The sequence below is a fragment of the Desulfobacterales bacterium genome (genome assembly GCA_034520365.1).
Lineage (GTDB): Bacteria > Desulfobacterota > Desulfobacteria > Desulfobacterales > Desulfosalsimonadaceae > M55B175.
Window position 1 is genome coordinate 175,308 of sequence record JAXHNP010000006.1, and the last position, 23,906, is coordinate 199,213.

At 46.3% G+C, this 23,906-nt stretch carries 26 protein-coding genes; 7 read left to right on the forward strand and 19 right to left on the reverse strand.

All coding sequences use genetic code 11. The annotated features are described in order from the left end of the window. Positions 1–51: 51 nt before the first annotated feature. The 8 genes from U5L07_08705 to U5L07_08740 form a co-directional block, all read right to left on the reverse strand. Positions 52–1,221 carry a lipocalin family protein gene (locus U5L07_08705; GenBank protein ID MDZ7831815.1) on the reverse strand — a complete coding sequence of 390 codons (1,170 nt, stop codon included), beginning with the start codon at positions 1,219–1,221 and terminating at the stop codon, positions 52–54. 63 nt (positions 1,222–1,284) lie between these two features. Beyond that, the gene (locus tag U5L07_08710; protein MDZ7831816.1) at positions 1,285–1,983 is read right to left on the reverse strand and encodes a CsgG/HfaB family protein; all 699 of its coding nucleotides are present in this window, start codon (positions 1,981–1,983) and stop codon (positions 1,285–1,287) included. A gap of 15 nt (positions 1,984–1,998) precedes the next feature. Beyond that, the gene (locus tag U5L07_08715) at positions 1,999–2,874 is read right to left on the reverse strand and encodes a hypothetical protein (protein MDZ7831817.1); all 876 of its coding nucleotides are present in this window, start codon (positions 2,872–2,874) and stop codon (positions 1,999–2,001) included. A gap of 31 nt (positions 2,875–2,905) precedes the next feature. Beyond that, a complete protein-coding gene (locus U5L07_08720; GenBank protein ID MDZ7831818.1) occupies positions 2,906–5,938 on the reverse strand; it encodes a hypothetical protein in 3,033 nt (1,010 codons plus the stop codon). Positions 5,939–6,132: 194 nt separating this feature from the next. Further along, positions 6,133–6,306, reverse strand: a complete 174-nt coding sequence (locus U5L07_08725) for a hypothetical protein (protein MDZ7831819.1) — start codon at positions 6,304–6,306, stop codon at positions 6,133–6,135. 54 nt (positions 6,307–6,360) lie between these two features. Then, complete coding sequence (locus U5L07_08730) at positions 6,361–7,101, reverse strand: CsgG/HfaB family protein (GenBank protein MDZ7831820.1); 741 nt, start codon at positions 7,099–7,101, stop codon at positions 6,361–6,363. 231 nt (positions 7,102–7,332) lie between these two features. Next, positions 7,333–8,121 carry an alpha/beta hydrolase gene (locus U5L07_08735; GenBank protein ID MDZ7831821.1) on the reverse strand — a complete coding sequence of 263 codons (789 nt, stop codon included), beginning with the start codon at positions 8,119–8,121 and terminating at the stop codon, positions 7,333–7,335. 50 nt (positions 8,122–8,171) lie between these two features. Then, positions 8,172–9,302 (reverse strand): helix-turn-helix transcriptional regulator, encoded by a 1,131-nt coding sequence (locus U5L07_08740; GenBank protein MDZ7831822.1) that lies wholly within the window; start codon positions 9,300–9,302, stop codon positions 8,172–8,174. A gap of 276 nt (positions 9,303–9,578) precedes the next feature. On the opposite strand from U5L07_08740, the gene U5L07_08745 reads away from it, so the two are divergent. Together U5L07_08745 and U5L07_08750 are read left to right on the forward strand one after the other, a co-directional pair. Further along, positions 9,579–9,704, forward strand: coding sequence for a hypothetical protein (locus U5L07_08745; protein ID MDZ7831823.1), 126 nt, complete (start codon positions 9,579–9,581; stop codon positions 9,702–9,704). Between the two features lie 38 nt (positions 9,705–9,742). Continuing rightward, a complete protein-coding gene (locus U5L07_08750) occupies positions 9,743–9,967 on the forward strand; it encodes a hypothetical protein (protein ID MDZ7831824.1) in 225 nt (74 codons plus the stop codon). Between the two features lie 63 nt (positions 9,968–10,030). On the opposite strand, the gene U5L07_08755 is transcribed toward U5L07_08750, so the two are convergent. From U5L07_08755 to U5L07_08770, 4 genes are all read right to left on the reverse strand, one after another. Beyond that, on the reverse strand, positions 10,031–10,441 hold the full coding sequence (locus U5L07_08755; GenBank protein MDZ7831825.1) for a type II toxin-antitoxin system VapC family toxin: 411 nt from the start codon (positions 10,439–10,441) through the stop codon (positions 10,031–10,033). Next, positions 10,438–10,677 carry an AbrB/MazE/SpoVT family DNA-binding domain-containing protein gene (locus U5L07_08760; GenBank protein ID MDZ7831826.1) on the reverse strand — a complete coding sequence of 80 codons (240 nt, stop codon included), beginning with the start codon at positions 10,675–10,677 and terminating at the stop codon, positions 10,438–10,440. Before U5L07_08760 ends, U5L07_08755 begins: the two co-directional genes overlap by 4 nt. 149 nt (positions 10,678–10,826) lie before the next feature. Further along, positions 10,827–11,093, reverse strand: a complete 267-nt coding sequence (locus U5L07_08765) for a hypothetical protein (GenBank protein MDZ7831827.1) — start codon at positions 11,091–11,093, stop codon at positions 10,827–10,829. Between the two features lie 52 nt (positions 11,094–11,145). Next, positions 11,146–11,352, reverse strand: coding sequence for an addiction module protein (locus tag U5L07_08770; protein MDZ7831828.1), 207 nt, complete (start codon positions 11,350–11,352; stop codon positions 11,146–11,148). 323 nt (positions 11,353–11,675) lie between these two features. Between U5L07_08770 and U5L07_08775 the strand changes: the two genes are divergently transcribed. Next, complete coding sequence (locus tag U5L07_08775) at positions 11,676–13,376, forward strand: tetratricopeptide repeat protein (protein MDZ7831829.1); 1,701 nt, start codon at positions 11,676–11,678, stop codon at positions 13,374–13,376. A 197-nt stretch (positions 13,377–13,573) separates the two neighbouring features. On the opposite strand, the gene speB is transcribed toward U5L07_08775, so the two are convergent. Together speB and U5L07_08785 are read right to left on the reverse strand one after the other, a co-directional pair. Then, positions 13,574–14,404: an agmatinase gene (gene speB / locus U5L07_08780; protein ID MDZ7831830.1), complete on the reverse strand. Its 831-nt coding sequence runs from the start codon at positions 14,402–14,404 to the stop codon at positions 13,574–13,576. A gap of 88 nt (positions 14,405–14,492) precedes the next feature. Then, the gene (locus tag U5L07_08785; protein ID MDZ7831831.1) at positions 14,493–15,923 is read right to left on the reverse strand and encodes an aminotransferase class I/II-fold pyridoxal phosphate-dependent enzyme; all 1,431 of its coding nucleotides are present in this window, start codon (positions 15,921–15,923) and stop codon (positions 14,493–14,495) included. 652 nt (positions 15,924–16,575) lie between these two features. On the opposite strand from U5L07_08785, the gene U5L07_08790 reads away from it, so the two are divergent. After that, on the forward strand, positions 16,576–17,751 hold the full coding sequence (locus U5L07_08790) for a hypothetical protein (protein MDZ7831832.1): 1,176 nt from the start codon (positions 16,576–16,578) through the stop codon (positions 17,749–17,751). A 31-nt stretch (positions 17,752–17,782) separates the two neighbouring features. Then, the gene (locus tag U5L07_08795; protein ID MDZ7831833.1) at positions 17,783–19,006 is read left to right on the forward strand and encodes a hypothetical protein; all 1,224 of its coding nucleotides are present in this window, start codon (positions 17,783–17,785) and stop codon (positions 19,004–19,006) included. Here U5L07_08795 and U5L07_08800 read toward each other — a convergent pair. From U5L07_08800 to U5L07_08820, 5 genes are all read right to left on the reverse strand, one after another. Beyond that, complete coding sequence (locus U5L07_08800; GenBank protein MDZ7831834.1) at positions 19,003–19,476, reverse strand: L-2-amino-thiazoline-4-carboxylic acid hydrolase; 474 nt, start codon at positions 19,474–19,476, stop codon at positions 19,003–19,005. The two genes, U5L07_08795 and U5L07_08800, sit on opposite strands and share 4 nt — an antisense overlap. 12 nt (positions 19,477–19,488) lie before the next feature. After that, positions 19,489–20,829: a radical SAM protein gene (locus tag U5L07_08805; protein MDZ7831835.1), complete on the reverse strand. Its 1,341-nt coding sequence runs from the start codon at positions 20,827–20,829 to the stop codon at positions 19,489–19,491. A 16-nt stretch (positions 20,830–20,845) separates the two neighbouring features. Then, on the reverse strand, positions 20,846–22,027 hold the full coding sequence (locus tag U5L07_08810) for an NADH:flavin oxidoreductase (GenBank protein ID MDZ7831836.1): 1,182 nt from the start codon (positions 22,025–22,027) through the stop codon (positions 20,846–20,848). Positions 22,028–22,164: 137 nt separating this feature from the next. After that, positions 22,165–22,818 (reverse strand): hypothetical protein, encoded by a 654-nt coding sequence (locus U5L07_08815; protein ID MDZ7831837.1) that lies wholly within the window; start codon positions 22,816–22,818, stop codon positions 22,165–22,167. 253 nt (positions 22,819–23,071) lie between these two features. Next, entirely contained in the window at positions 23,072–23,278 is a 207-nt protein-coding gene (locus tag U5L07_08820; protein ID MDZ7831838.1) for a hypothetical protein, read from the reverse strand. Positions 23,279–23,346: 68 nt separating this feature from the next. Between U5L07_08820 and U5L07_08825 the strand changes: the two genes are divergently transcribed. Together U5L07_08825 and U5L07_08830 are read left to right on the forward strand one after the other, a co-directional pair. Further along, complete coding sequence (locus U5L07_08825; GenBank protein ID MDZ7831839.1) at positions 23,347–23,619, forward strand: BrnT family toxin; 273 nt, start codon at positions 23,347–23,349, stop codon at positions 23,617–23,619. Then, positions 23,603–23,860, forward strand: a complete 258-nt coding sequence (locus U5L07_08830) for a BrnA antitoxin family protein (GenBank protein ID MDZ7831840.1) — start codon at positions 23,603–23,605, stop codon at positions 23,858–23,860. The genes U5L07_08825 and U5L07_08830 overlap by 17 nt, the downstream gene beginning before the upstream one ends. Positions 23,861–23,906 lie beyond the last annotated feature (46 nt).

The following is a 23,906-nucleotide window of genomic DNA, read 5'->3' on the forward strand; positions in this document are numbered from 1 at the left end:
CCAAAGGGGGCAGACGCCCCCTTTGGAAGTAAAAAAAGCCGTTTAAAGCCTTTACCGGGTAAAGTTGTAAATCCCGTGGTTGGTCCCGGAGGTTGTATCCAGGGTAAACGATGTGCTGTTGCCCGACACCGTGCCGATCCATGTGGACATTTGCCCGCTGAAATCAATGGTCAGCGTGCTGTCAGACAGCTGCCAGGTACCGCTGCCGCTGCCGTCTGACTGCCCGTCGGCGTCGGTGACGGTAAAGGTCTGGGTGCCGTTTTCCCTGAATTCAATGGTTCCGCTCCTATTCACGCCATCTCTTCTCTGGCCGGAAAAATTCCATGAACCCAGAATGCTGTCGGCTGTCAGGTCGGTGGTTCCACCACCGCCACCACCGCCACCACCGCCACCACCACCGGAACTGGAGCCGGATCCGGAATCAGCAGCTGCTATTGCAGCGCCTGCCGCACCCACGGCCAGAACACCGATGCCGACCTTGGTCAGGGTAGACATGCCCGCCGATGCGGTGGGCACACCGGCTGCTTCGGCCGCGGCAATCTGTTCGGCGCTGTAAAGACCCTTGGCCATGAAGCCGTATTTGGCGCTGTCTGCAACCTCGGTAACAATGGCTTTGTCATAGAAACCATTTAAAGGGACAGCTTCCTTGCTCAGCTCGGTCTGAACGGTCAGGGTATCTGTACTTTGGCTGCTTTGATATTCCGGCAGGCGGCTGCGATTGTTGGTTTGCAGCTGCCGGCGGATGGCTTCATAGTCTTCAATGGCTTCCTGGGCCTTGTCTATGCGAACCTGCTCTACTTCACTGGCATCCTTCCAGGTGGCAGCCTCCTCGGTTTCACCTTCTTCAATGACAAATACCGGGGACCTTGTGACTTTTTTGTCCGGATCCACGGTTACAAACAGGTATTCCACGGCTTCGGAATTGATCCAGGGCGCCGGCAGAACTGCTTGATACTTGCCGTCTCCCTGATCAAACATATCCGTGAAGGCAAAGTTTTTATCCTGTTTTGTCTTAAAGTAGCAGCGTGCCGCAAGCAGATCGCCGCTGTCCTGGATTTCCACATCCAGATTGATCCGGAATCCGGGGATGTAGTTTTCCGCAGGCGGTGTGTGGTTGATCTTTGCCGCAGCCAGGGCCGACATGGGGCCCAGGGGAAAAGCCAGGGCAAAGGTCAAAAAAAACAGAATCAGTTTGCAGGGCCAGGTCTTTTTACGTTTCATTTTTTTTCCTCCGTTTGTGTTTTGGGATGAATTTCCATCCATTGTTGATTAATTTATTCTGTTTTAATGCCGGAAATATTCCGGCGGAATGGTTTTGCACAGATCCACCACGCTCCGGTAAATGCAGTCCCGGATGCAGAGCTCCAAAGGGGTATTTTTAAACATTTCCAGCTCAACAGGCATATCCACCCCCCTGAAGGCGGCGCCAAAAGCGCCGCTGCCTGATTTGGCAGACCCGGAATGGCTGGCCGCGGCAATGACCCGGCCGCTGGCCGCATCCACCACCCGGATATCAACCACAGCCCGGGCGTTGTGATAGGAGCCGCCCAATTTCAAAGGCACCCACGGCGCTTTGACCCGAAGACCGGCGCCGCCGCCTTCCAGATGCGTCAGGGTTCCGTAAATCAGCGTTTCAGCCGGATCCATCTGGCCCTGCTCCAGGATGGCGTCCGGATCTGCCATAAACGAGTCTGACAGAAGGTGTTCAGCACTTATGCCCTGGGGATCGGAGCGGTCCACCAGAGCAAAATAATTGGAGTCAAACAGGGCGGTCTGAAGCATCTCTTTTAAGCCGTTTCCGATTTCCTGGGGCGCGCCTGGCACTTCCACGGCAAAATCGGCAACCGCGGTCATGCATTTGGAACCCTGGTAGGCCGGCCCCAGGGGAATATCAAATTCTTCAGCCATTATTTTTTCAGGGCTGAAGAGCGCGGCGGCTGCCAGAAGACTGATATAACTGAAAAATAGAATTAATCTGGTCATGGAATCCTTTTTGATTCAGCGTTTTTTATGATAATGCCTGTTTCGGCCTTGGTAGTAGTCATAATCGTAGCGTCTTCTTTCTTCCCGCTCCCGGAGCAGCTCAATGAAATTCCAGTAATAAATATCAAAATAAAGCGGATCATCATCCGGGTCTTTTATTGACTGCATGTCTGATTGTTCATCCAGGGGCCGGTACCGGCTCTGGCGGTCAACACCTGTCCCCGTGAGCATAGAGACCGGATGTTTTGCCGGGTCCTCCAGGCTTATGGAATCGATATACACATGGGCGGCTCTTCTTAAAAAAGCATGTGCCTCGATTTCCAGATCCACCCTGTGGCCGATAAACGTGGACAGGTTAAAGGCAATGTCCTGCCACTGCTCATCACCGGAAATGGTCACATCTCCGCCGAATTGTTCATTGTCGACCAGCAGCCGCAGGGTCCACTCCCCCCGGGGAACCCGGTTGGCACACGCGCTGATAACCAGCCGGGATGTGCCCTGGGTGATCTGAACATGTTTTCTGGAGATTTTTGCCGGACGATAATCGCTTTCCGGATAAAGATACAAAATCCCCAGGCGTCCGGTATGGGGCACTGAATCGCCCATCCGGGGCGGCCTTCTGTAAAATCCGGCCCGGCCGCCGTCCGGGAACTTCACGGCCGTGTGGGTCACGTCCCAGTCCCGGGCCCAGGATTCATTGACCCGGGTGACATCAATCACCTCCCGGCTGCGGGGAGTGGTTGAGGGCAGGGGCCGGATCTGGGCGATGGCAGTAGTGAAAAAAAATACAGCAAAAATACAGATAAAAAATGATAAGCAAAGAACCCGTGCCCCGAAATCAGTCCGGGTCCAGTGCTTTGGCTCAGATTTTATGTTTTGTGAAAAAATCATGGTTTGTGCTCCGGCAATCTGCCGCGAGTGTCTAAGGTTTGTAAGTCACATTCATATTTGCAGACTGATGTTCTTTTAAACTGTATTTCTGGGTTTCCTTGCCGGCAGTGACCTCAGAGAAGGTGACCGAGGCTGTGTTGGGCGGAGAAGAGCCCTCGTTTAATGCCTTGAAACCCACCACAATGACATCAGCATTCATGGTAATGGTTCGGCTCTGCTTGGCAAAGGTCAGGGTAATGCCCGGAAAAACCACTTTGCCGTTGATAAGAACATCTATCATGTCTCCGTCCTCCAGTCGTCCGCTGTCCCAGAAGGTTACGGTGATCACTTTTTTGTTCACCGTGATATCATCCATCCCCTTTTCCTGGACCACAGTGATCTGGGAGCCGGCAACCAGTCCGTTGTAGGTTGCGGTAATCGGATATACCCCGATTTCGCCACTCGAAAAGCTGGAAGAAGGATTCCATTCGGCTTCAGATGTTACATCTTTGGTGCTGCCGTCGGTATCGGTGTAAACTGCCCTGAGATTGACAGTATCTTTTAAAACCACAGCCTTGTTGGCAGGTGACACTGCCAGGGCGGCTTGCTGGGTCTGTGCCGGGGCCGGATCAGCGCATTTGCCGTCCTTGCAGATTTGTCCGCCGGTGCAGTCCGCATCAGATGAACACCCGGATTTTTTCACACACTCGCCGTGCCGGCATTCATAGCCGGGGTCGCAGTCACTGTCTTTGGCACATTCATAGGCTTTTTCCACACACTGGCCGCCCCGGCACACATATCCGGCAGGACACTGGGAGTCCTTGCTGCATTTGCCGGCCACCGCATCCTGGGCCGAGGCGATGTCCTGATCCATATCCCCGGAGGTAAAGCCGCTTCTGCCGCCCTGGCCGCTTTGATCAGCCGCCACCTGGTCGGCCCGGTCCTGGGCGCGGTCACTGTCGCGCTGGTCCATGGTGTCGGTGTAATCATCATAGCCGCTGTCAAATGGAGATACGCATTTTCGGTTTTCACACACATAACCTGGATCGCATTGCGCGTCTGACTGGCATCCTGCGCTCTGCAGGTCCTGGCAGATGGCATCGGCACCTCCGGCACAAAGGGTTGCAGTTTCGGCATCTGCCACGGCCGCCGGCCCGAAGATTTCGCCAAGATCGCGGTTGGTGCGCAGATCATTGAGGTTTGCACCCAGATCAATATCCCGGCAGCTGGCCAGGCTTTGGCGCATGGCGGCCAAATCATCTATTTTCGCCGTTGCTTCTACAGCAATCAATCCGGCCCTTTCACCGCCAGCGCTGATTTCTTCGGCAGCCTGGGCGGCCGACTGGGTTTGGCTTGCCACGATTTCCTTGACGGCATCGGCCTGGTTTCTGATCTCCTTTGCCTGCTGGGACAGGGCGGGATCGATATCCATCAGAAGTCCGTGGATAATGGCCACAATATCGGGAACCTGCTGGGCGGCTTCATCTGCTCTGGCCGCTGCAGACAGTCCCTGCTGGCGTTTTTCATCAAAGTTTGCCGGGTTGAGATCGGCCAAGAGGCTTTCGGCCCGGGCAATCTGATCATTCAGGTTTTCGATTGCCGCCGGGATTTTCCCCAGCATCTGGTTCAGGGACGCCATTTCATTTTGGGACTGGATACGGGCATAAACCGATTTCATTTTGTCGGCAGCAGCCTGGGCATTTCTGGCAGCCTGGCGGGCGGCTGCTGCATGGGCGGCCGCCCGGGAGGCTGGGCGTTTGCATTCCTCCGGATCCTGGCTGGCCGATGCCTGATCAGCCTGCTGGCAGGCTTTCTTTCTGGCGCTGGCGACTTCAGCATAGCTCTGCTTCAGGATGCTGAGATGGCCGTCTGACACAGTTTTTGCCGACTTGATCTCATTTTGCAGTGCCTGGGTTTTGGCCTGTGCCTCGCTGCAGGCGGCCATCAATTCCGCTGCATCGGCAGGGGGTGCGAGCGATTGAGTAAGATCGGCCTGGTTGGCAGTCAGCATTTCAGCAAGTTCTGCTTTTATGCTTTCAACAGCTTTGAGGCTTTCTGAAACAATGCCTGCCTTTTTTCTGGCTTTGTCAAGCCAGGTTCTGGCTTTTTGCAGGGCGTCGCCGCCGGGTTCGGCCGGCACGCACTCGCCTTTTTCGTTCAGTTTTTCCCCGTCTTTGCAGACGGCCACGCAATTGCCATCAGCGTCGAGTTTTTCGTTGGGCTTGCAGATGGGCACGCAGTTGCCCTGATTGTCCATACGTTCGTTGGGGCCGCACTGGGGTTTCTGGTCAGCACCCAGGCGCCTGTCGAGCTCCTGCAGCTGTTCTTCGGTCATAAGGGCCCGCTGCCGCGCTTTTTCTTCATCAGACAGGGATAGATAATCCTTGATGAAGTCTTCCCATTGCTGGTCTGCTATTTTATCTGATTCAGACGTTCTGTCCTGCTCCTGCTTCCATGCCTCCTCAGAAAATTCGGTGTCTTCCAGTTCTTTTTCAAGTTTCTCAATTTCCTGGTTCATGCTTTCGATTTGTTCGCCTGTTTTTTCATAGGCCTTTTCAAGCTCTCTTTCTGCCGTGTCAAAAGCTTCCGGCATAGTCTGCTGCAAATCATTGATTTCATTAATAGCTTCTTTAATAGCTTCTTGTACATAGCGGTTGCCTGCGGTAACAATTCCCTTGTGTTCACCCTGTACTGCCCGCTGGTATTCCTCTTCGGTCTTTAAAAAGCCTTCCAGGCGCATTCGGTCAGCGATCTGTTTGGGTGTTGCGCTAAGGGCTTTTGCAAGTTTTTCCTGGGCTGGGGAGGTCCTGTTCAGGGAATTTTTCAGTTTTGACATGTTTGCCTTCAGATCCGGATTGCCTCCGATCTCAAAAACACGATCTGCGACAAAATTGGCGGCTGCCGAGCCTGCGGTGCCTGGATTTACCTTTTGCAGAGATGAGTTGATAACATTTATAGCGGCTACAAAAGCGTTCCATTTCTTAAATGCATCCAGTCTTTTGGCTTCGTATTCCAGGATTTTTTTCCGTTCTGAAAGGGTTTCTTTGGTTTCCTGATGTTCTTTGTTGATTTGCTTATAGAGCATTTTGTATTCATTGCGTTTTTTTTCGGCTTCGTTTATCTCCGATTTCCGTTTTTCAACCTTTTCCTTTAGAGCATTTTTTTGTTTATCATAATACTCCTGCTGGCGGTCATCGCCAGATCCGTTATTAATAAGGCAAAGCAACACAAGGGCAGTTATCAGCAAAATTTTTTTAAACATAAAGCCAGACCTTTTTCTTACGGTTTATAGGTTACGTTCATGTTGGCGGACTGGTGTTGCTTCAAGCTGTATTTCTGGGTTTCCTTGCCGGCGGTGACCTCAGAGAAGGTTACAGAGGCTGTATTTGGAGGCGATGACCCCTCGTTTAATGCCTTGAAACCCACCACAATGACATCAGAAAGTTGCTTCATGATCCTTTTATCCCGAATATTGGGTTATTTTTAAAAAAATCGTTGCAGTGGTTTTTAGTGGCGAAAATACCCCTGCGGCAAGGCATGGCACGCGTAGATCACTGACCGGTAAATGCAGTCGCGGATGGCCAGTTCCATGGGTGTGTTGGAATAAGCCCCCAGGCTCACCGGGATCGGGCCTTCGCCGGTGCCGAATACGGTGCCGGCTGATGCCTTATAAGAAGCCGCCGAGCCGGCCACCCGTTTGGCAGCAATCACCCGGCCTGAGGCCACATCCACCACGCGGACATCAATGGCCATGTGAGCACTTTTGCCGGAAGCTGATGTGGTCACCGGCACTTTCGGAGCCGAGGCGCTGATGCCGGCGCCCTTGGCGTCGGATTCAAATTCAGAGACCGTGCCGTAGATCATCAGCTCGGCCACTTCCATTTGCGCGCCGAGTTTTCGGGCATCGCGTTTGGCCATTTTAGAATAGCTCAGCTGCTGTTCGGCTTTTAGCCCCTGTGGGTCAAGACGGTCGAGCACGTTGAAGCGCAGTGATTCAAACAAAGCGCTTTCCATCATCTCCCGAAGGCCGTCGCCGATGTAGTTGGTTGCCCCCCTGGCCTTGACCGTAAAGTCGCCCACGGCAATATTAGCCCTGGGACCCATATAGTTCATGTCCAGGGTTTCCGGCGTCTGCTGTTCTGCCGGGGTAAAGGTGGTGGTGTAATTCTTCTGGGTGCATCCGGAAATAAGGCTGCACAGGATGATGAAAAATACAAAATTGACCGTGATAAGGCTATTCATGTTCATGGGACACTCCTTGGTTTTAAAAGAGATAACACATCAAAAACATATTCTGGCCGATAAGCCCTGTCTGTCCGAAACAGCCGTGTGCCTGGCCAGATATTTACGTAAGTTCAGTTTAATGAATGACAGCAGAAAAGTCATCACCCAAATGGGTGAATTTGAGCCGGAATCGTCCGGGGGTAGGGATGAAATTTATTTTTTATATTGTTTTGCGGTTATAGCTGTTTTAGGACTTTAAGGCAAAATCTTCTCAAGGACTTTGTTAAATCCTTCGGGATCTTCCATCTGCAGAAAATGTCCGGCGCCCGGGATAATTGTTTCCCGGACAAAGGGCGCACAGCGCGCCCTGGCAGATTCCGGGATCAAATCGCCGTTGATAGCGGAAATAGGAATTTCCAGTTCGTCAAACGCGGCCCGCGGATTCCATGCAAGAAGATCGTGCCATACCGGCAGGGCCCAGGAAGGATCAGCCGAAGACATCTCTGACACCAGCTGTTTTTTTAAATGCTCTGCAGTGGCATCCGTGGATGTTTGATTTACAAGCCCTTCCATGGCTGCCATGAAATCGGATTCAAACGGGGCCGCGATTTGCTGGATAGTTTCTTTGTCCAGACCGCCATAATCAATTACAAATGCGTCAACCAGAACCACGGCTGTTGCGACATTTTTTAATACACGGGCGGCCTCCAGAGCCACAGGTCCGCCCATGGAATGGCCGATCAGAATGACCTTTTCAGCCTCCAACTGCCGGGCACAGGCGGCAATGTCTTTTCCGAAGGCCTCCACACTCCAGGTTGCACGCCCGTTGGTGGCGGTATCGCCGTGGCCCGGAAGATCTGGTGCGGCAACCTGCCACGAGGAAGCAAAGTATTCGAGTTGCGGCCGCCAGTATGCACGGCGGCATGTCCAGCCGTGAATGAACAAAAGAAGGGTATTTCCATGGCCCCCGCGGTCACAGGCCATGGGAATGCCGTCATGGGCGGAAAGAGAAACTTTTGCGATTGCCTCAGGTTCCTTTTTCATGGAAAATCTCTTGTTGGTGTCTTTAATTGCAGAATTTTGCTTTTCAGGTATTAACGCAGCCGGGCCGGGCCGGTCAGCAGACGCTTCATTAGTTCTGCCCGGTTGTGAGTTTGGGTTTTTGCAAAAATGGATTTGACATGCGAGCGTACCGTATGCATGCTGATGGCGCATTGCTTTGAAATTTCGGCTGAATCAGGGGTGGCCACCATTGCCGCGGCCACCCGGGCCTCGGCTTCGGATAACGCATAAAGACTTCTCAGTCTTTCCGAATCTATTGTGACCGGAGCTTCGGGTTCATAAAAGTAAACAGCCACATAAAGGCCGGATTGGCCCAAAAGCAGGGGAATCTCCGGATGCAGCGGCCGAATCACCAGATGCAGATCCTGACTGCCGGGCCGCTGTATGGCAAGACTTTCTCCTGCTGTGTGAAACAGGCGGCTGTCAGCGGCTTTCAGGCACTGCTGCAGCAATCGATTCAGGCGTTTGTTGTAAAGTTCGTCTTTTATGAACAGTTTGTCTTTTTTTATTTCCAGCAAAGCAATTTCGGATATCAGACTTTTTGCTGCAGAAGTAAAGAAAATCACCTTAAGGGATTTATCCATTACCAGAAACGGAAGAGCCTCATAGCCGGCGGCCATGGCAATGGCTTCGGCCTGAGCCCGGCTGCCGGCGATTTTGCCGGCGATCAAAAGGGAGTGCTGCATGTGGGGCACCAAACGATTGACAGCGTCTGCATCTGCTTCAGTATAGTGGCCTTGGTCCCGGGTGCGCTGGATCAGCAGTTGGATGGTCTTGTCATCATCCTGGTAAATGGTTCCGCAAATGCCGTGATGGATGTCCTGGGTCCGGGCCCAGTCATTGAAAAATTCGGTATTATAGAAATCCGGCTGCCGGCAGGAGAAATGCAGGTAAGTGGAATAGAGCCGGCCTGGTGGTCTCCGGCGCAGTTCCGGCCGCCAGGGGCATTTGTTGACGTAGTAATCCACATATTGACGATGATAGCTGTCATCAATGTTGATTTTAATACTGGATGTCACCTTATCGGCTTCAGCGTTCAGCACCAGCATTCTTGCCGATCTGGAGCCGGTTGCTTCAATCAGCTCATGAAGCATGGGTGTCCAGGCATCCGGATCGCTGGCAGTCGCGTAGATTTGGTCTATGAGATGGGTCTGTTTAACCATGAAATCCGGCCTTTGACATGGCATTAAACAATGAAATTCCTATGTAGAGAATGGGGACGCCCTTTATATATTTATATTTGCAGTTCAAGTCCTCCTTATATATCGATTTCAAAGAAGCCCCTTTTAGTATTTTTATTCCATAGTTAAAGTTAAATTGGTTTTATATTATAGTCAATGCATTTTGAGAAAGGAGAAAGTGGACCCGGCAAAAACAGGACAGTTGTAAAGGGCCGGTCTCTTCTTTGTTTCTGGCTGGCACGGGAGCTGGGGATATCGATGACCGATATTGCCGACCGGCTCAAAATTGCTGCCCCGACCGTGAGTGTTTCCGTGAAAAAAGATAAACAGATTGCATCCCAAGAGGGTTTGGACCTGCCGCGTTTATTAAATATAAAAATATAAAGGGCGTACCCCTCTCCGGCCACGGCAGAAAATTTTTCGTGCATTCGTTTATTCTGCTTAGGGATTCGTCTCCCCTGGGCACCGCCGGAGAGGGCATCGCCCCGGATGACAAGACGCTTGAGGTCATTGACGCCATGAAGGCCAAAAACGTGCTGCGCCTGGACTGGTCTGAGAGTCGAGAAAACGGAAGTCAGATTGACGGCCGCATCAGCGGCAAAACCTATCTGGACATGATGTTTGAAAGAATCGGGGTGAAGTTTTGAATCCCGTGTTTCTGCACAAGGGCAGCATTTATCGTGTTGACGAAAAAACCGCCGTGCCCGTGCCTATTTTTCAGTCAAATCCAGGATGCGTGCCCGATTGTGTCTGGCGAGTTTATGGTCAAAGGTGTAGGTCGTCTCGCATCCGGCTGAACGATTTTTGTAAATGATGATATAGTCTGAAAAATCGGCTGGTCCTCTCCGGTAGGCGGCAAGTGCAGATCCGGCGGAATGCGGGTCTTCGATGGCAAACTCTTTTGTGGAAAGAATCTGCTCAAGAACCTTGATCACCCAGTGTTTTTCATATTTGTAGGCTCCGCGCAAAACCCAGACCAGCTCGCAGAGAACAACTGTTGCAATCATTGCCGGATTTTCCATTGTACAACACGACTCGATCAGATCGTTGGCCTGCGGGGACTGCTCCGCATGATCCTGGGTCAAATAGCGCACCAGCACATTGGTATCCAGGCCGATCATTTTTTTTGGCTCTCTTTACGAATGGCCCGGTCCATATCCTCAAGCGATACTGTCCTTTGAGGCCTGGGCAGCATGCCCTTGAGCTGGCTGACCGGAGTATACCTTGCTACCAGCCTTACGCCATGATCATCTTCGACTATAAACTCCACCCGGTCTCCGGCCGTAAGCCCCAATTTTTCTCTTAAGTCTTTCGGCAGGGTAATCTGGCCCTTGCTTGTCAGTGTTGCGTGCATCATGACCTCCTGTTGTCATCTATGGTTCCTTACTTTAAAGTAAGGAAATGCAGTTGCCCCGTCAAGCCTTTTCTGAAAAATTTTTGGTAAATCCGTTTAACGTTGATCATGATATCATAAAGGAGGATCAGGCTGGAGCATGAGTTCCTTTTTTAAAATGCTTTTGCTCTGGCTATCAACCATGCCCGGATAATGTATCTGGCCAGATTTTCGATGCCGTCATCATTGCCCGACCAGAGGGTCTTGCTGCAATACACATTGACATAGGGCCGGAAAGATCCGTATCGGCTTTGATAACGCTCTTCCCAGGCCATCTCCAGGACTTCAAAATGATTTTGCACGCACTGAAAATAACCAGAGTTTTGCGGGTTTCTGGGCCTGTAGACATCGTCGGTGGATTTTGTGGCAGGTTGAAGCACCCCATCCCTCTTCGGCAGATAAAGATAAGGGTCTTGATAATGACTTGAACCCTCATTTGAGTTTTTCTATCACCGCTTTCTTGGCTTCGGTTATATCCAAAAAGTGTGATTTCCCTTCGGAGATGTGTTTTTCCCGAGCGCGTAATACATCTGCGTGCCAGGATGGGGAGGGGATATCCTCTGGTGTGCCGGCAAGGTCGGCCCAAATTTCTTCGATCGCCTGTAGCTTGTCCTCAACACTCATTTGTTCCCGATGCATTTTGGTCTGCCATCGGTGCCTCCCGGAAAGATTACAGGTTTTTCAATAAGTATGCGGTATGTATCTGTGTCAATGATTGAAACAGAAATAACGCCTCTGAAAAAGAAATTCAAGGCCGGAGGTTTCACAAAAAAAGCTTTCAACGCCATGTCACCTAAATTTCAGTTCTCAGAAAACAGGGAAAGTCGGGGCCTTTCTGCGCCGTTTATCGGTAAGGCCATACTTGCACAATGAGGTGGCCTAAAAAAATCTTGACAATGTCTTTATGTAATGTTTTTTATATAAAAAACAACATTACATTCTTGCATAAGGAGGACACTTCCATGGCTTTTCCCCGCTTACAAGGCGACTCCATCGTTATTCTGCACAATCGCAGGGTCAACAAATCCATTAAGCAGGAAAGACTTCATGTTTTTCAAACCTTTTCCGCTGCCCGGCAGGCGGTCGACGATAAGAACCAGTGGCGGATGTTTTGTGATTCACTGGATATGAAACTCGACGGCATCGCAAAAAAGGTGGACCGGTCTGAATTGAAACGAAAAATTAAGGATTTGCTTGAAAAAGCGGTTATCACGGACTCCAATCCCATCTGGGATGCCGCCTTGCAGATGACCTCCGTTTTGTCCTCGCTACAGCATCCGTTGTATCCAAATCAAATCAAAAATCTTGCTTATGCAGAACCGCTGTTAAAACACCTGGAATCATTGATCGGCGAAAAACTGGCAATGCTTGAAAAAAAGGCGGTACAGGATATGATACCGGAACCAAATAAAGCGTCTGAGAGGATAGAACATTTGTACGAAACAGGTCTCGAGTTATACTCGGCGGGAAACTGGGATGAAGCCAAAGCTGCGTTTCTCGAAGGCCTGAAACTCGATCCGGACAACATCGATTTTCTATATTATGCCGGCAGTCTCGAGACGATTTATGACAATCATTTACTGGCTTTATCCTATTTTGAAAAAGCAGAAAGAATCGGAAAAGAAATAATTGACGGCGAGATCGCCAAAGATCCGGAAACGCTCATCAAGCAGAGTGAAATCGATAAGACCAAAGATGACAGGGTCTGCCAGTATATCGTCGAATGTCCGGACTGGAATACGGATAATTGCAATGATTGTGAATACAACCCGAAATATGAGATTTCAGACTTGTATTCCCACCACCGGTTCCGGCCCTTTTTCAATGCGCTGACCGGTAAAGCCGATTCGCTGATGCATCTGAAACGGTATGAAAAAGCCATTGAAACGCTTAACCGCTGTCACGAATACCAACCCCTTTGGGGAACTTATAATATGATGGGGCTTTGCTATTTTCAACTGGGGGATCTTGAAATGGCGGACAAACTGTTTTCTGAATTTCTGTGGGATAATGCCTGTTATATGAAAGCCCTGATCAAATACGCGCTGAAAGATCCGGAGGCATCATTGAGATATCTTTTAAAAGGATTTTTCTGGAATCCCCATATTGCCTATATGTTGATTGGCAGAGAAAAACCCGATCATACAAGGTATATCGGCATGTCTTTGCCGGATCATATTCGTGCTTCGGAGTTCATGCATGAAGATGGGAAACTGTTTAAGAAATACAGCGGATTTCGAACCCTGATTCGCTGTGTTTTAGATGATGAGGCACTATATGCCTTCCTCTGTGATCTCGAAAATGAAAAACACAAAGAAAAAAAGGATCGATCATACAAGATGGACCGGGAAATGTTTCAGCTTTCGGTGGGCGGTGGAAATGATGCTTTTCTTTCGAATCATGCCGGTCGGCTCGCCAAAAAACTGTTCGATCCCAAATCACAGTACTGGCTTCCCGAGGAAGCGGATGTGATTTCAGTTACCATTCTTGAAAAAAAGCGGCAGAATTGGCGCGTCTGCCTGGCGGATTTTCCGGAAAAGGTCTTTTATTATCGCGCATCCGGAGATGCTGCAAATATAGCGGAAAATGACCTCGCGAAAATCCGTGTATCAAAGAGCTGGCATTATCGCAAAAGCTTGTTTGTTTCAGGAGATGTCATTTAGGAATGGGGGATTTCCAATTTTGCCGTATCTACTTTGTCAGCGGATGTCTCGCATAGTTGACTATAGTTCAACATCCGGCCCAAAAAGCAGATGCCAGTTCATCATATTGTCGATGATAAAATCATTGATGAAGCCCTTTTTTTTGAGCAGCGCAAATACTTTCCGGCGAAAAGCAGCCTCCAGATCTTAAGGTGATTTCAGCAGGAAGCCTCCCCCAGCATTCTGCCAATGATTTCTTTTAATATTTTTCCTGCCACCATACCTGTCATACCATGAAGATCTCGTTCTGGATTGTATTCAACGATATCTGCACCAACCAATCGCCCCTTGAAATTGCGGATAATCCCCAGGACTTCTCGAGTGCTCATCCCCCCTGGTTCGTGATGAGAAACTCCGGGGGCATATGCCGGATCAAGACAATCCAAATCTAACGACAAATATACTGGGCCATCAAATTTTATCTGCTCTATTTTGCCAATGTCCTTCATCTCAATGACCTCTACACCAAAGCGTTTTGCCTGCTCATACTGGTGCCCATCCATTGTGCGTATGCCCACCTGTACCAATCTTATTGCCATATTCTCTTCCAATATTCTTGCAAACGGGCAGGCGTGTGAGTACTGATTGCCATCAAACTCATCATAAAGATCAGGATGGGCATCCAGATGCAAGATATTCAGATTCTGATACCCCTTTCCATAGGCACGAATTATTGGGCGAGTAATCGAATGATCCCCGCCCAGTGAAATGACCCGCAGCCTTCTTTTTAGCAATTGTCTGATTTCGTTTTCTATTAGCTCAGAAACGTTCTCCTGGCTCGATAGTCTCATATCGTCTAATACTTCCCAGCCAGAGAATTCTCCTAAATCAATCAAATCCTCGGTCCACATGTTTGACGATTCGCAAAACAAGGCTTCCCGAATGCGCCTGGGAGCTAACGCTGGCCCTCTGAGATAGGATGAATTTTTATCGGATGGAATCCCCACTACTGTGATATCTCCACCTTTAATACCTTTTCCCCCTGCCATGTTAGTTCCCATAAATTTAAGGAGAAGGTCCTGTTGCCAGGCGTCTTGCTGCTAAAGTCTGGTTACGAAAAAAACGGCCTCATGGCCATCAGAAGTATAATTCATTTTTTTTTCTGCATTTATTATCAAATTTGATCTTTTTATGCGCATCAATTATTCCATATATAAATCGTTCGACTTGCTCATTATCATTACATATATGATAATTCACACATGCTCTTAATCCCGCTGCATTGATTGGCGTTGCCGGAGGAATATACAATGACCCGATAATGCCATGCTGCTCAATTAAATAATTTCTAAACTCAACAGAATCGGGTTCACTTCCGACTTCAAAAAACATCATCGGTGATTCTGATAAAAGTTTAATTCCTGCATTTCTGATTTTTTCTCTAATGTATTTTGTCTTATCCAGAAGGATGGCTCTGCGCTCCGGACTTTGCAATAAGAAATCTATTCTTGCCTGCAGACCGGATTCTTCAATATCGCTGGGAGCATTTGAGAAAACATAAAAAATAGACCTTCGGAATAAATTAAATAGTGCTAATTTTGCTCTTTCTCTTTCAGTATCTGTAAGTGTTCGTTTTAATTTTTTTTCCAAATAGATATATCTTTTTTCGAAAAATTCCGGTTGCAATCCAATGACACCCAGAAGGCTGCAACCAGCTTTAGATAAACTGGCTGTAAGAATATCTGCTTTTGCTTGTAGATTTCTATTTATTGTCAGATCAGAAGTGGCCGTGCCGAATAATGAATGTGATTCATCTAATACAAGGGCACAATCATGTTTTTTCGCTATCTCTGCGATTTCCGGTTTCAGCAAATCCCCGTATACACTGAAAAGGCCTTCAGTAAATACGATGCCGGGGCCATGTTTTTTTATTTGTTCATTCAAATGATCATAATCATTGTGATTAAAAGAATAGAATCCAACTGATTCTAAAATCCTGAGTAAAGGTTTTTGAATAATTCTACAGATGTCCTCTTCAGAGGTGTTTGATTTCTCTAAAGCGTTTAAAGCATTTTCAACATCGACTTTCAAATATTTGTCCAGAAGCATCCGGCCTCTTGCCATATTAAACCCCCCACGCGTTGACGCATGAGAATGTTTGTCAAAATATACCGGAATATTTTTATGTGCCAACATGTCAGTAGCAATTAAATTGGCTTCGGTGCCGGATTTCACCAGCATTATAGACTCCGAACCCAATATTTGCTTTAAAGAATCCTTTACTGACCCTCCCTGGCGATCCTGAAACAGGGCTGAGGATACATGTACTTCTTTTGGAACTTGAGATATTTTCGCCTCAAGCGCTTCGGAAAGTTTTTGAATACTCAAGTAATCATTAGACCGCGTGTCAATGATTGGCTTGCCATGCGCTGACTCCCATTTAGCAATATCAAGATCATTGTATCCTAATAGAGCATATTGCATTTCACCATATTTCACATATTGTTTTTCTTGCATCCATGAAAGATCAATTAGTTTGTCTATTTCATCAAATAATCTATTATTCATAGCAAAATACAATTAAATGAGTTAAAATTCTAAATTTATAAATCCGGTTATCTGTTTGACTCCAGTGGGAATTGTATCGGGATCGAAATCGCTATCGCTATCGGGATCGAAACATTTCGATTTCGATAGCGATCCCGATAGCGATTTCGATAAACCATTCCCATCATTTTTCTGACTGGCTGATCCCTTCGCACTGGAGTTAACCGGATAACCAAATTTATAAATAATTAAAATATGGACAGCAGAATGAAAACGATATCAAATAACGGCTAGTTGCAACAGATTTAAGCGGAATTGACCACAAACATATTCAGATCGATGCATGTATTTTTAAATATTTTATATTTGTTATCAATATTAATACTTTAGATAAAAGATAAAAATTAAATTATTTTTAAAATATTGTCAATAGAATCTCAGAGTGATTATAGGGTCTTCAGCAATTCTAATTATGGCATAAGCCTGATTTGGATTTAAGATTCCAAAATAATCATATTTTTGAGCAGGAATCATAACATTTCGTAATTAAATTAAATAATAATTCTGGACGCGCATCGCTATCCTTGATAATAGAAACCGGTTAGGTAGCTCTCTGATATTTCATATATTTCTTTCGATAAATCATATTTAAGACGTTTAAAAGGGGATTGAAATGAATTCAGCCCGGTATGTTTACTCAGAAGATAAGACTCGAAAGACTGAAAAAGATCGTAGTGATCATAAAAGCTTACCTATTGTTAATTCTTATAACGAGTGGGATTTGTTGGAGGAAATCGTAGTCGGTCGAATTGAAGAGAGTATATATCCTCAGCATCATTTTTATATGAAGGGGGGCATACCCAGCGATCTTTATAATCTTCTCATTTTATTAGGGGGGAAAAAAAGACGCCCCAAAAAATATTTTGTTGAACCGGCTCAGAAGGAGTTGGATGAATTTATTCGTATCCTTGAAGGAGAAGGCGTAACGGTCAGAAGACCGGAGGTTATTGATCATGGTAAAAAATATAAGACACCTCTCTGGTCTTCTAAAGGTCATACCACGGCTTGTCCCAGGGATTGTTTCCTGGTCATTGGTAATGAAATAATAGAAGCACCCATGTCATGGAGAAATCGATATTTTGAGCGGCATGCATACTATTCGTTGTTTAAAGAGTATTTTGATCAGGGAGCGAAATGGACATCGCCGCCAAAACCACCTTTGCGTGATTCTTTGTACAATTATGATTATGCTAATCCTGTGGAAGAACGGAGTGAAGAAGATGGATTTATAATAAATGAGTCGGAAATTGTGTTCGATGCGGCTGATTTTGCGCGATGCGGCAAGGATATTTTTGTTACTAAAAGCAATGCAACGAATGATGCCGGTATTGAATGGGTCCGACGCCATTTGGGAGATGATTATAATGTTCATGTTCTTTTAAGTCGCGACCCGAAGGCGTTGCATATCGACACAACGTTCGTGCCCCTTGCGCCGGGAAAGGCGCTGATAAATCCTTACTATTTAGACACAAAAAACCTACCGTCCGTTCTTAAATCCTGGGATTTACTGGTAGCGCCGGATCCGGATATCGTAAAAGGCGGGACGCTTGGTGGCATATTTAATGAATATACGGCAATGACCAGCATGTGGATCAATATGAATGTGTTAATGCTTGATGAGAAACGTTTAATTTGTGAAGCCTCTCAGGTTACAATGAATAAAGCATTTGAAGACTGGGGATTTAAGATCATACCCTGTAACTTTCTTAATTTCAGCCCATACGGAGGGACTTTCCATTGTGCTACGCTTGATATCAGGCGTCGTGGAAAATTAGAATCTTATTTTTAAAAGAAGCGAAAGGGTCAAGAGTAGGACTTCCATGAAAGCTTACAGGATCAAAAGCAACAAAACTATCAAGCCGTTCGGTGATCATCCACTGGACTGCCTCATCCATAACCGCTCTCTTGCGGATACTCAGAAAGAAATTCTGCTTGAACTGGGTATAGAACTCCAGCCTGAACCTTATTCGGGACAGATTGACGATCCGGACGAACATATCTTTTTTGAAGACAGCCTCTTTTTTTCCCCTGAGGTCATGCAACAATTTATTAAAGAATCACGAAAGCTTAAACGTCCAACTATTTGCGCCATGAAGACGGGTCTTTTTACGCTTCGAAGCATACTCCCCACCCAGGATATAAAAAAATTTCCTGACAGAGTTGAATATGGCCTTCACTACATGCCCGCTAAAGAACGAAGAGGGGAATTCAAACCGCTTGTGCCGGAACCGCTTGTGATAGATCCGGACCAGTTCTCAGAAGTTACCCCCTTGCCGGAACACGTCACGGACACTAAAGAATTTCGCTTTCCATATACAGATTCCATAATTATTCAGATTGATCACTGGGCAAATCTATGGGCAGCGAATATATTTGTCTTATTTTCAGAGCTCGCACGTCTGAGAAAGGCTTCTCCTCTTAAACTTTTAATTCTGGCCTTAAGGGCTCGCTCCGTTAATAAATGGAAGATACTGAACAAGACAAATAAGATTGGCCGTAACTGTGATATTCACCCCACTGCTTATATTGAAGGAAGTACAATAAATGACAATGTTACCATTGGCGCCGGTTCAGTCATAAGGATGTCAAAAATCGGAGCTGGCACCAGTATCGGCAGCAATTCCACGATAGAATTTTCTGTGCTTGGTGAAGGATGTGTTATCGACTCCATGGCCGGCGCGTTTTCCTCCGTCATGTACCCAGGCGCTGTTTCCTCATCCAAATTTTTATTTACCAGCTTATGCGGAAAAAATTCATTCCTGGCTGACGGGGTAATTGTCTCCGACTATCGCTTTGATGGCAAAAATATATCCGTTATGAAAAACGGCAATCCTGTTGACACGGGAAGTCTTGCGCTGGGCATTTGTTTGGGGCATGATGTTTATCTGGGTGGCGGGTGTATTTCAGAGCCGGGAAGAATGATTCCGAACGGCTTGAGACTAACGCCTGAAAAAGCCCGTACGATTGGCAAGTGTGGGATCAAAGGAGACATACCAGGATATCAACGTGTCAAAAAAATAGCAAAACATGACATAAAAATTTAGGCGATATTCTTTTTGCTCATTTTTTTATACGTGTGATCACAAAATGGATCGCCTTTTTCAAGTGTAAATTTACGTTCAAATATAATATTGGGCTGGTATTTTTGACAATAAACGATATCAGCATCGCAGAAAGCCTTCGCAAGCCTGCTCATACCTAAAAGTTTGGCAACCTCAACAAATTGACAAACCGTCACCTTGAACTTTACCATATCAGGCGCATCAATCGTTACTTCTGATTTTTCAAATGGAATTTTCGATACCGTTTCTTTCATTTTAGAGCTGAAAACAGAGAATTCTTCATCTTTTTGTAAAGTGGGGATATGGGATGATAAAGAATTTGCGCCGATCGTAACAATTTTTTTATAAAAAAAATCATTCACCCTGTTTTTACTAAAAAAATATTTGGTGGTGTGATATACACAGGCAAAAGGGGAAAATACCATTATCAAAAACATTTTTTTAAATATCATACAGGTATAAACCTATTCCAAGTCGACGGCACCAGATACTTTGCGCCAAAGGTCACCGGAAGAGCGATTACCAAAGTACGAAATAATTGCTCCCAACAGATCTTTCGTTTCTGTGTATGAAGTAATTGCTCTTTTCAGCGATGTTAATCTTGATGAAGTGTCTCTGTAAACCTGGGCAACGCCTTCACGCAGCTGATCAGGTGTCATGTTCTTCGGTTTATATAAAACTTTTGTGAAATCCAAATACTGCCAATCGTGAGGATAATTTTTGCATAATAGCCTTCCTTCCTTCTCAAGTCTTTCAAATAGTCTTGTACCCGGAAAAGGGTTTAGAATTGAGAGTTGTGCCGTATCTATCTTTGACTCTAAAATAAAATCCGTTGTTCTTTGAAAAATATCCGGATAATCATTATCATTACCCATAACAAATGATCCAATTATAAGTCCAATGCCGTTGTCATGGATTTTTTGTACAACCTCTTTATAATGATCCACACCCATTTTTAAATTTCTGGTTTTCTTGATTTCTTTAAGTGATTCTTCGTTGAGGGATTCAAAACCGATGAAACAGCTTGAGCAGCCGGCTTTTTTAGCCCATTTTAAAACTTCCGGATTGTTTACAAAATCAATTCCAACGTAACAACCCCATCGTTTTTTTATTCCTCTGTCAACCATGCCTTTAAACAAACGAATCGCTCTTTCTTCTGCCTTTTTTCCATGACCCAGAATATTGTTATCTGAAAACATGAAAAACTTTCGGGGTAGTTTTTCCAGTTCATCTAGTACATCTTCAACAGGTCTTTGTCTGTACTTGTGCCCATTAAATAACCCTACAGTACAGAACTCACAATCATTGGGGCAGCCTCTGGACGTTTCCACTGTAAACAATTTATATTTTCTAGAGTAGAGATCCGTTCTGGGGTGAACTTGATTTTCCAGAGAAATAAGTTCTGACGTGTACCGCTTTTTCATTTCATTTTTTTCAAAATCTTTTAATACAGTTCCCCATACTGATTCCGCCTCACCTATAACAACCGTATCAACATACTGTGCGGCTTCATCCGGCAGCATTGAGACATGCACGCCGCCGATAACTGTTTTTATTCCTTTTCGCCTGTAAATCTCAGATACTTCATATGCTCTGGGAGCAGTACAGGTGTAAGTGGTTATCGCGACAAGGTCAGCCTCCTCAAAAGTTAAGTCCTCAATATTTTCATCCATAATTTTTATATCCCAATTGGGAGGCGTCAGTGCAGCAAGGTACCCTAAACTTGATGATGGAATTGTGATCAGATTGGCCAGATTTGGTTTTTTGCTTTGAGCCGGATTTATTAATAATAATTTTTTTTTCATTGTTTTTCTCTATCCCTTAAGGCTTGTCTTTATTATAGCATCGCATTGGCTTATGATGAACGATCATCTCAAACGAGCACCGGTTACAGTTATCACAGGTAATGGGATCTTTTTCTCCTTTTTCAAATTGGTTGACTATGTTGGGTTGACGAATAAAGGGACGGGATAAAGAAATAAAATCCGCATCCTTGTTTTTAAGTATATTTTCCATTGTTTCTCTGCGGCGTATGCCACCGACAGAAATAACCGGTACGTTGACCTTTTTCTTGACAGCTGTCGCAAAAGGCAGAAAATAGGCCTCGCTAAATTTCGCATTTTTTCGCAATTTTTTTTCGAACGAAAACCGGATGAGGATTTTTTCAATAATATTCCGGTTTTTCATCAGCAGATCTCTGGGGATGTCTCCACGGATAGTGGAAAATCCGGTTTCGCCAATGCCACCGCTCACTTCAATGGCATCTATTCCCAGTTCATCCAGTTTTTCACACACTGCCAATGACTGATCAATGGTTACACCATTTGGAAAGCAGTCTTCTCCATTTATTTTAATCAGAACGGGGTAATCCGGGCCAACGGTTTCGCGGATTAATTCATACACCCTTATCAGAAACCGCATTCGATTATCCAAAGAACCTCCCCATTCGTCTTTCCGGCGGTTGGTGTGACAGGAGAGGAATTGATTAATCATATATCCATGTGCAGCATGGATCTGTACACCATCAAATCCGGCTTCCTTTACCCGTCGTGCAGCGTCTCCATAAGCAGTTATGGTTTCTTCGATTTCTTTTAGAGACATCTGTCTGGGTTTGACAAGCGACATCATATCGCGAACCGCTGATGGTGCAATCGGTTTTTGTTTAATGAAATTGGGATAACATTGTCGACCCGCGTGATTAATCTGGGCAACGATTTTAGCGCCGTGCTCATGAACGGTTTTTACAACTTTTCTGAGATCATCCACAATTTCATCTCTATGCATAACGATACTTCTCGGCAGCGCCTGACCGATCGGATTCACATAGAAATTTCCGGTAATGATAAGCCCAACACCCCCTCTTGCCAGCTGTCGATAAGCCTTGAGATATTTATCTGTCACGCGACCGTCATCTGTTGCAAGCAGTTCGGCGGTTGCTGACCTGACAAATCGATTTTTAATATTCATCTGTCCGATTGTGCCGGGTTCAAATAATGTGGTCATTATTTATTTCTATTCCCATTATCAATCATTTGTTTTAATTTCTATGTAAATTCGGGGACACCATACCAATTTCATCGATGGAAGGGAAAATTAGTATGGTGTCTTCCGATTTTTATCAATGCGGATATTTCCGAAATCTAATAATTCCAGCCGAAAACCCCGAACGCGAGGATGTTCATGATCGCCGGCACGGCATAGATAATCGACAGGGTGATTATTTTGCTCTTCATTGACTTGAGGCTGATCACCAGGATGATCGCACAGAAGAAGTGAAAATAGCCAAAGAAAAAGATCAGCCAGATGCCCTTGAAGGAAAGATACCAGAACGGGTATTCCCAAACCAGGTGCCCGCCGATATTGAGAAGACATTCGACAAAAACGGCAAATGCGGAAAAACCTACGGCCCAGAACCATTTTTCCGGAATACCTATTATTTTTTCCGTCGTGCTCTCCGAAAGCGTGTGATAATAAACAATGCCCGCCAGCAGAAACATGAAAATGATTTCAATATTCCAGCCGACCATGACCCGCAGGGCTGTTTCGCCGGGGGTTGTCCATAAGGCCGATCGCTGGGTGAAATGCATGACCCATCCATTCCAGGTCTCATTGAAAAAATCGACGCCAAACAGGGTAAGGCCTGCAAAAACTGCATTCCAGTTGCCGGATAAGCGGGCCTGCTTGATTTCCTTTGCGTAAATGTACATCACGATCATAAGCAGCGGTATGACGTACCACTTTACCGTTGAAAGATCCCTTATGCCGCTTAACGCCTGAATCGTTGCATCTGTCATGTGAGTCCCCCTTATGGCTGAAGGTATGATGAATCGGGAAGAGGCAGAAGATCAGAGATTACTCCGGCACAGTCCCCGCAAAACAAGCACTACTCCCAAAGTTCGAGTTATCTGAAGATTTATTCAACTTATACGCCAACGCTGAAGGTAACCGGCGCCGCCAATGAACTTGCCGTGAAGCGCGGCGAGCCTTTCCGGCCTCCGGTTTACTGACTGGTTGGGCTGGGGGAATTTCGCTCTTCAAGCCACCTTTTCAGAGAATCTTGACTTCCCCCGGATGGTTTTCCTTAATAATAAGAAGAAGTTGCTTCAATTCGAGTCGATTGAAACCGCGGCTGTTTTGGAGCCGGGGAGGGTCAAGCCAATATTTTGCCACTTTTTCGTCTCGTTCGACTTTCGCCTTTTGCTCCTTTTCCGGCTTTAATTCTGTTTTGGCCTGAGCTTCCAGTTTTTCTTTCAACTGCTGGTAGGCCTGGTCCCCATCCCGAAAATTATTGACATACATATATTATATGCATATTATAAATTATGCAAGTAACATGGGATCCCAAAAAAGCTGAAAGCAACTTCAAAAAACATAAAATCCGCTTTTCCGATGCAGAAATGGTACTTTATGACCCATTTGCCATGACATTAGAGGAGCAAGTCGTTGCAGCCCAACAACGGTTTGTAAGCATTGGCTCGGATGCAGTTGGCCGGACAATTGTGATTGTTTATTTATATCGTGCCGGGACCATCCGTTTAATATCTGCTCGAAAAGCGACACCATCGGAAAGGAAACAATATGAAAAAGGAATATAATTTTGAAAATGCCAAAAGAGGCCAGGTTGTTCCAACCAAAGGAAAAACCAGAATTACAATATATCTTGATACCGATGTCCTTGAAGATTTCCGTGAACGAGCGGATAAGGCGGGGTATGGTTATCAAACGATGATCAATGAAGCCCTTAGAGAATACCTTTCCAAAAGCGGAAAACCGCTCAATGAGGAAGTTATCCGTCAGGTAATCCGAGAAGAATTGGACCGCACGGCTCATCATTGATCGCACGCTTTACTTTTCACTTTTTCCATTTACGGCCTTGCATTCA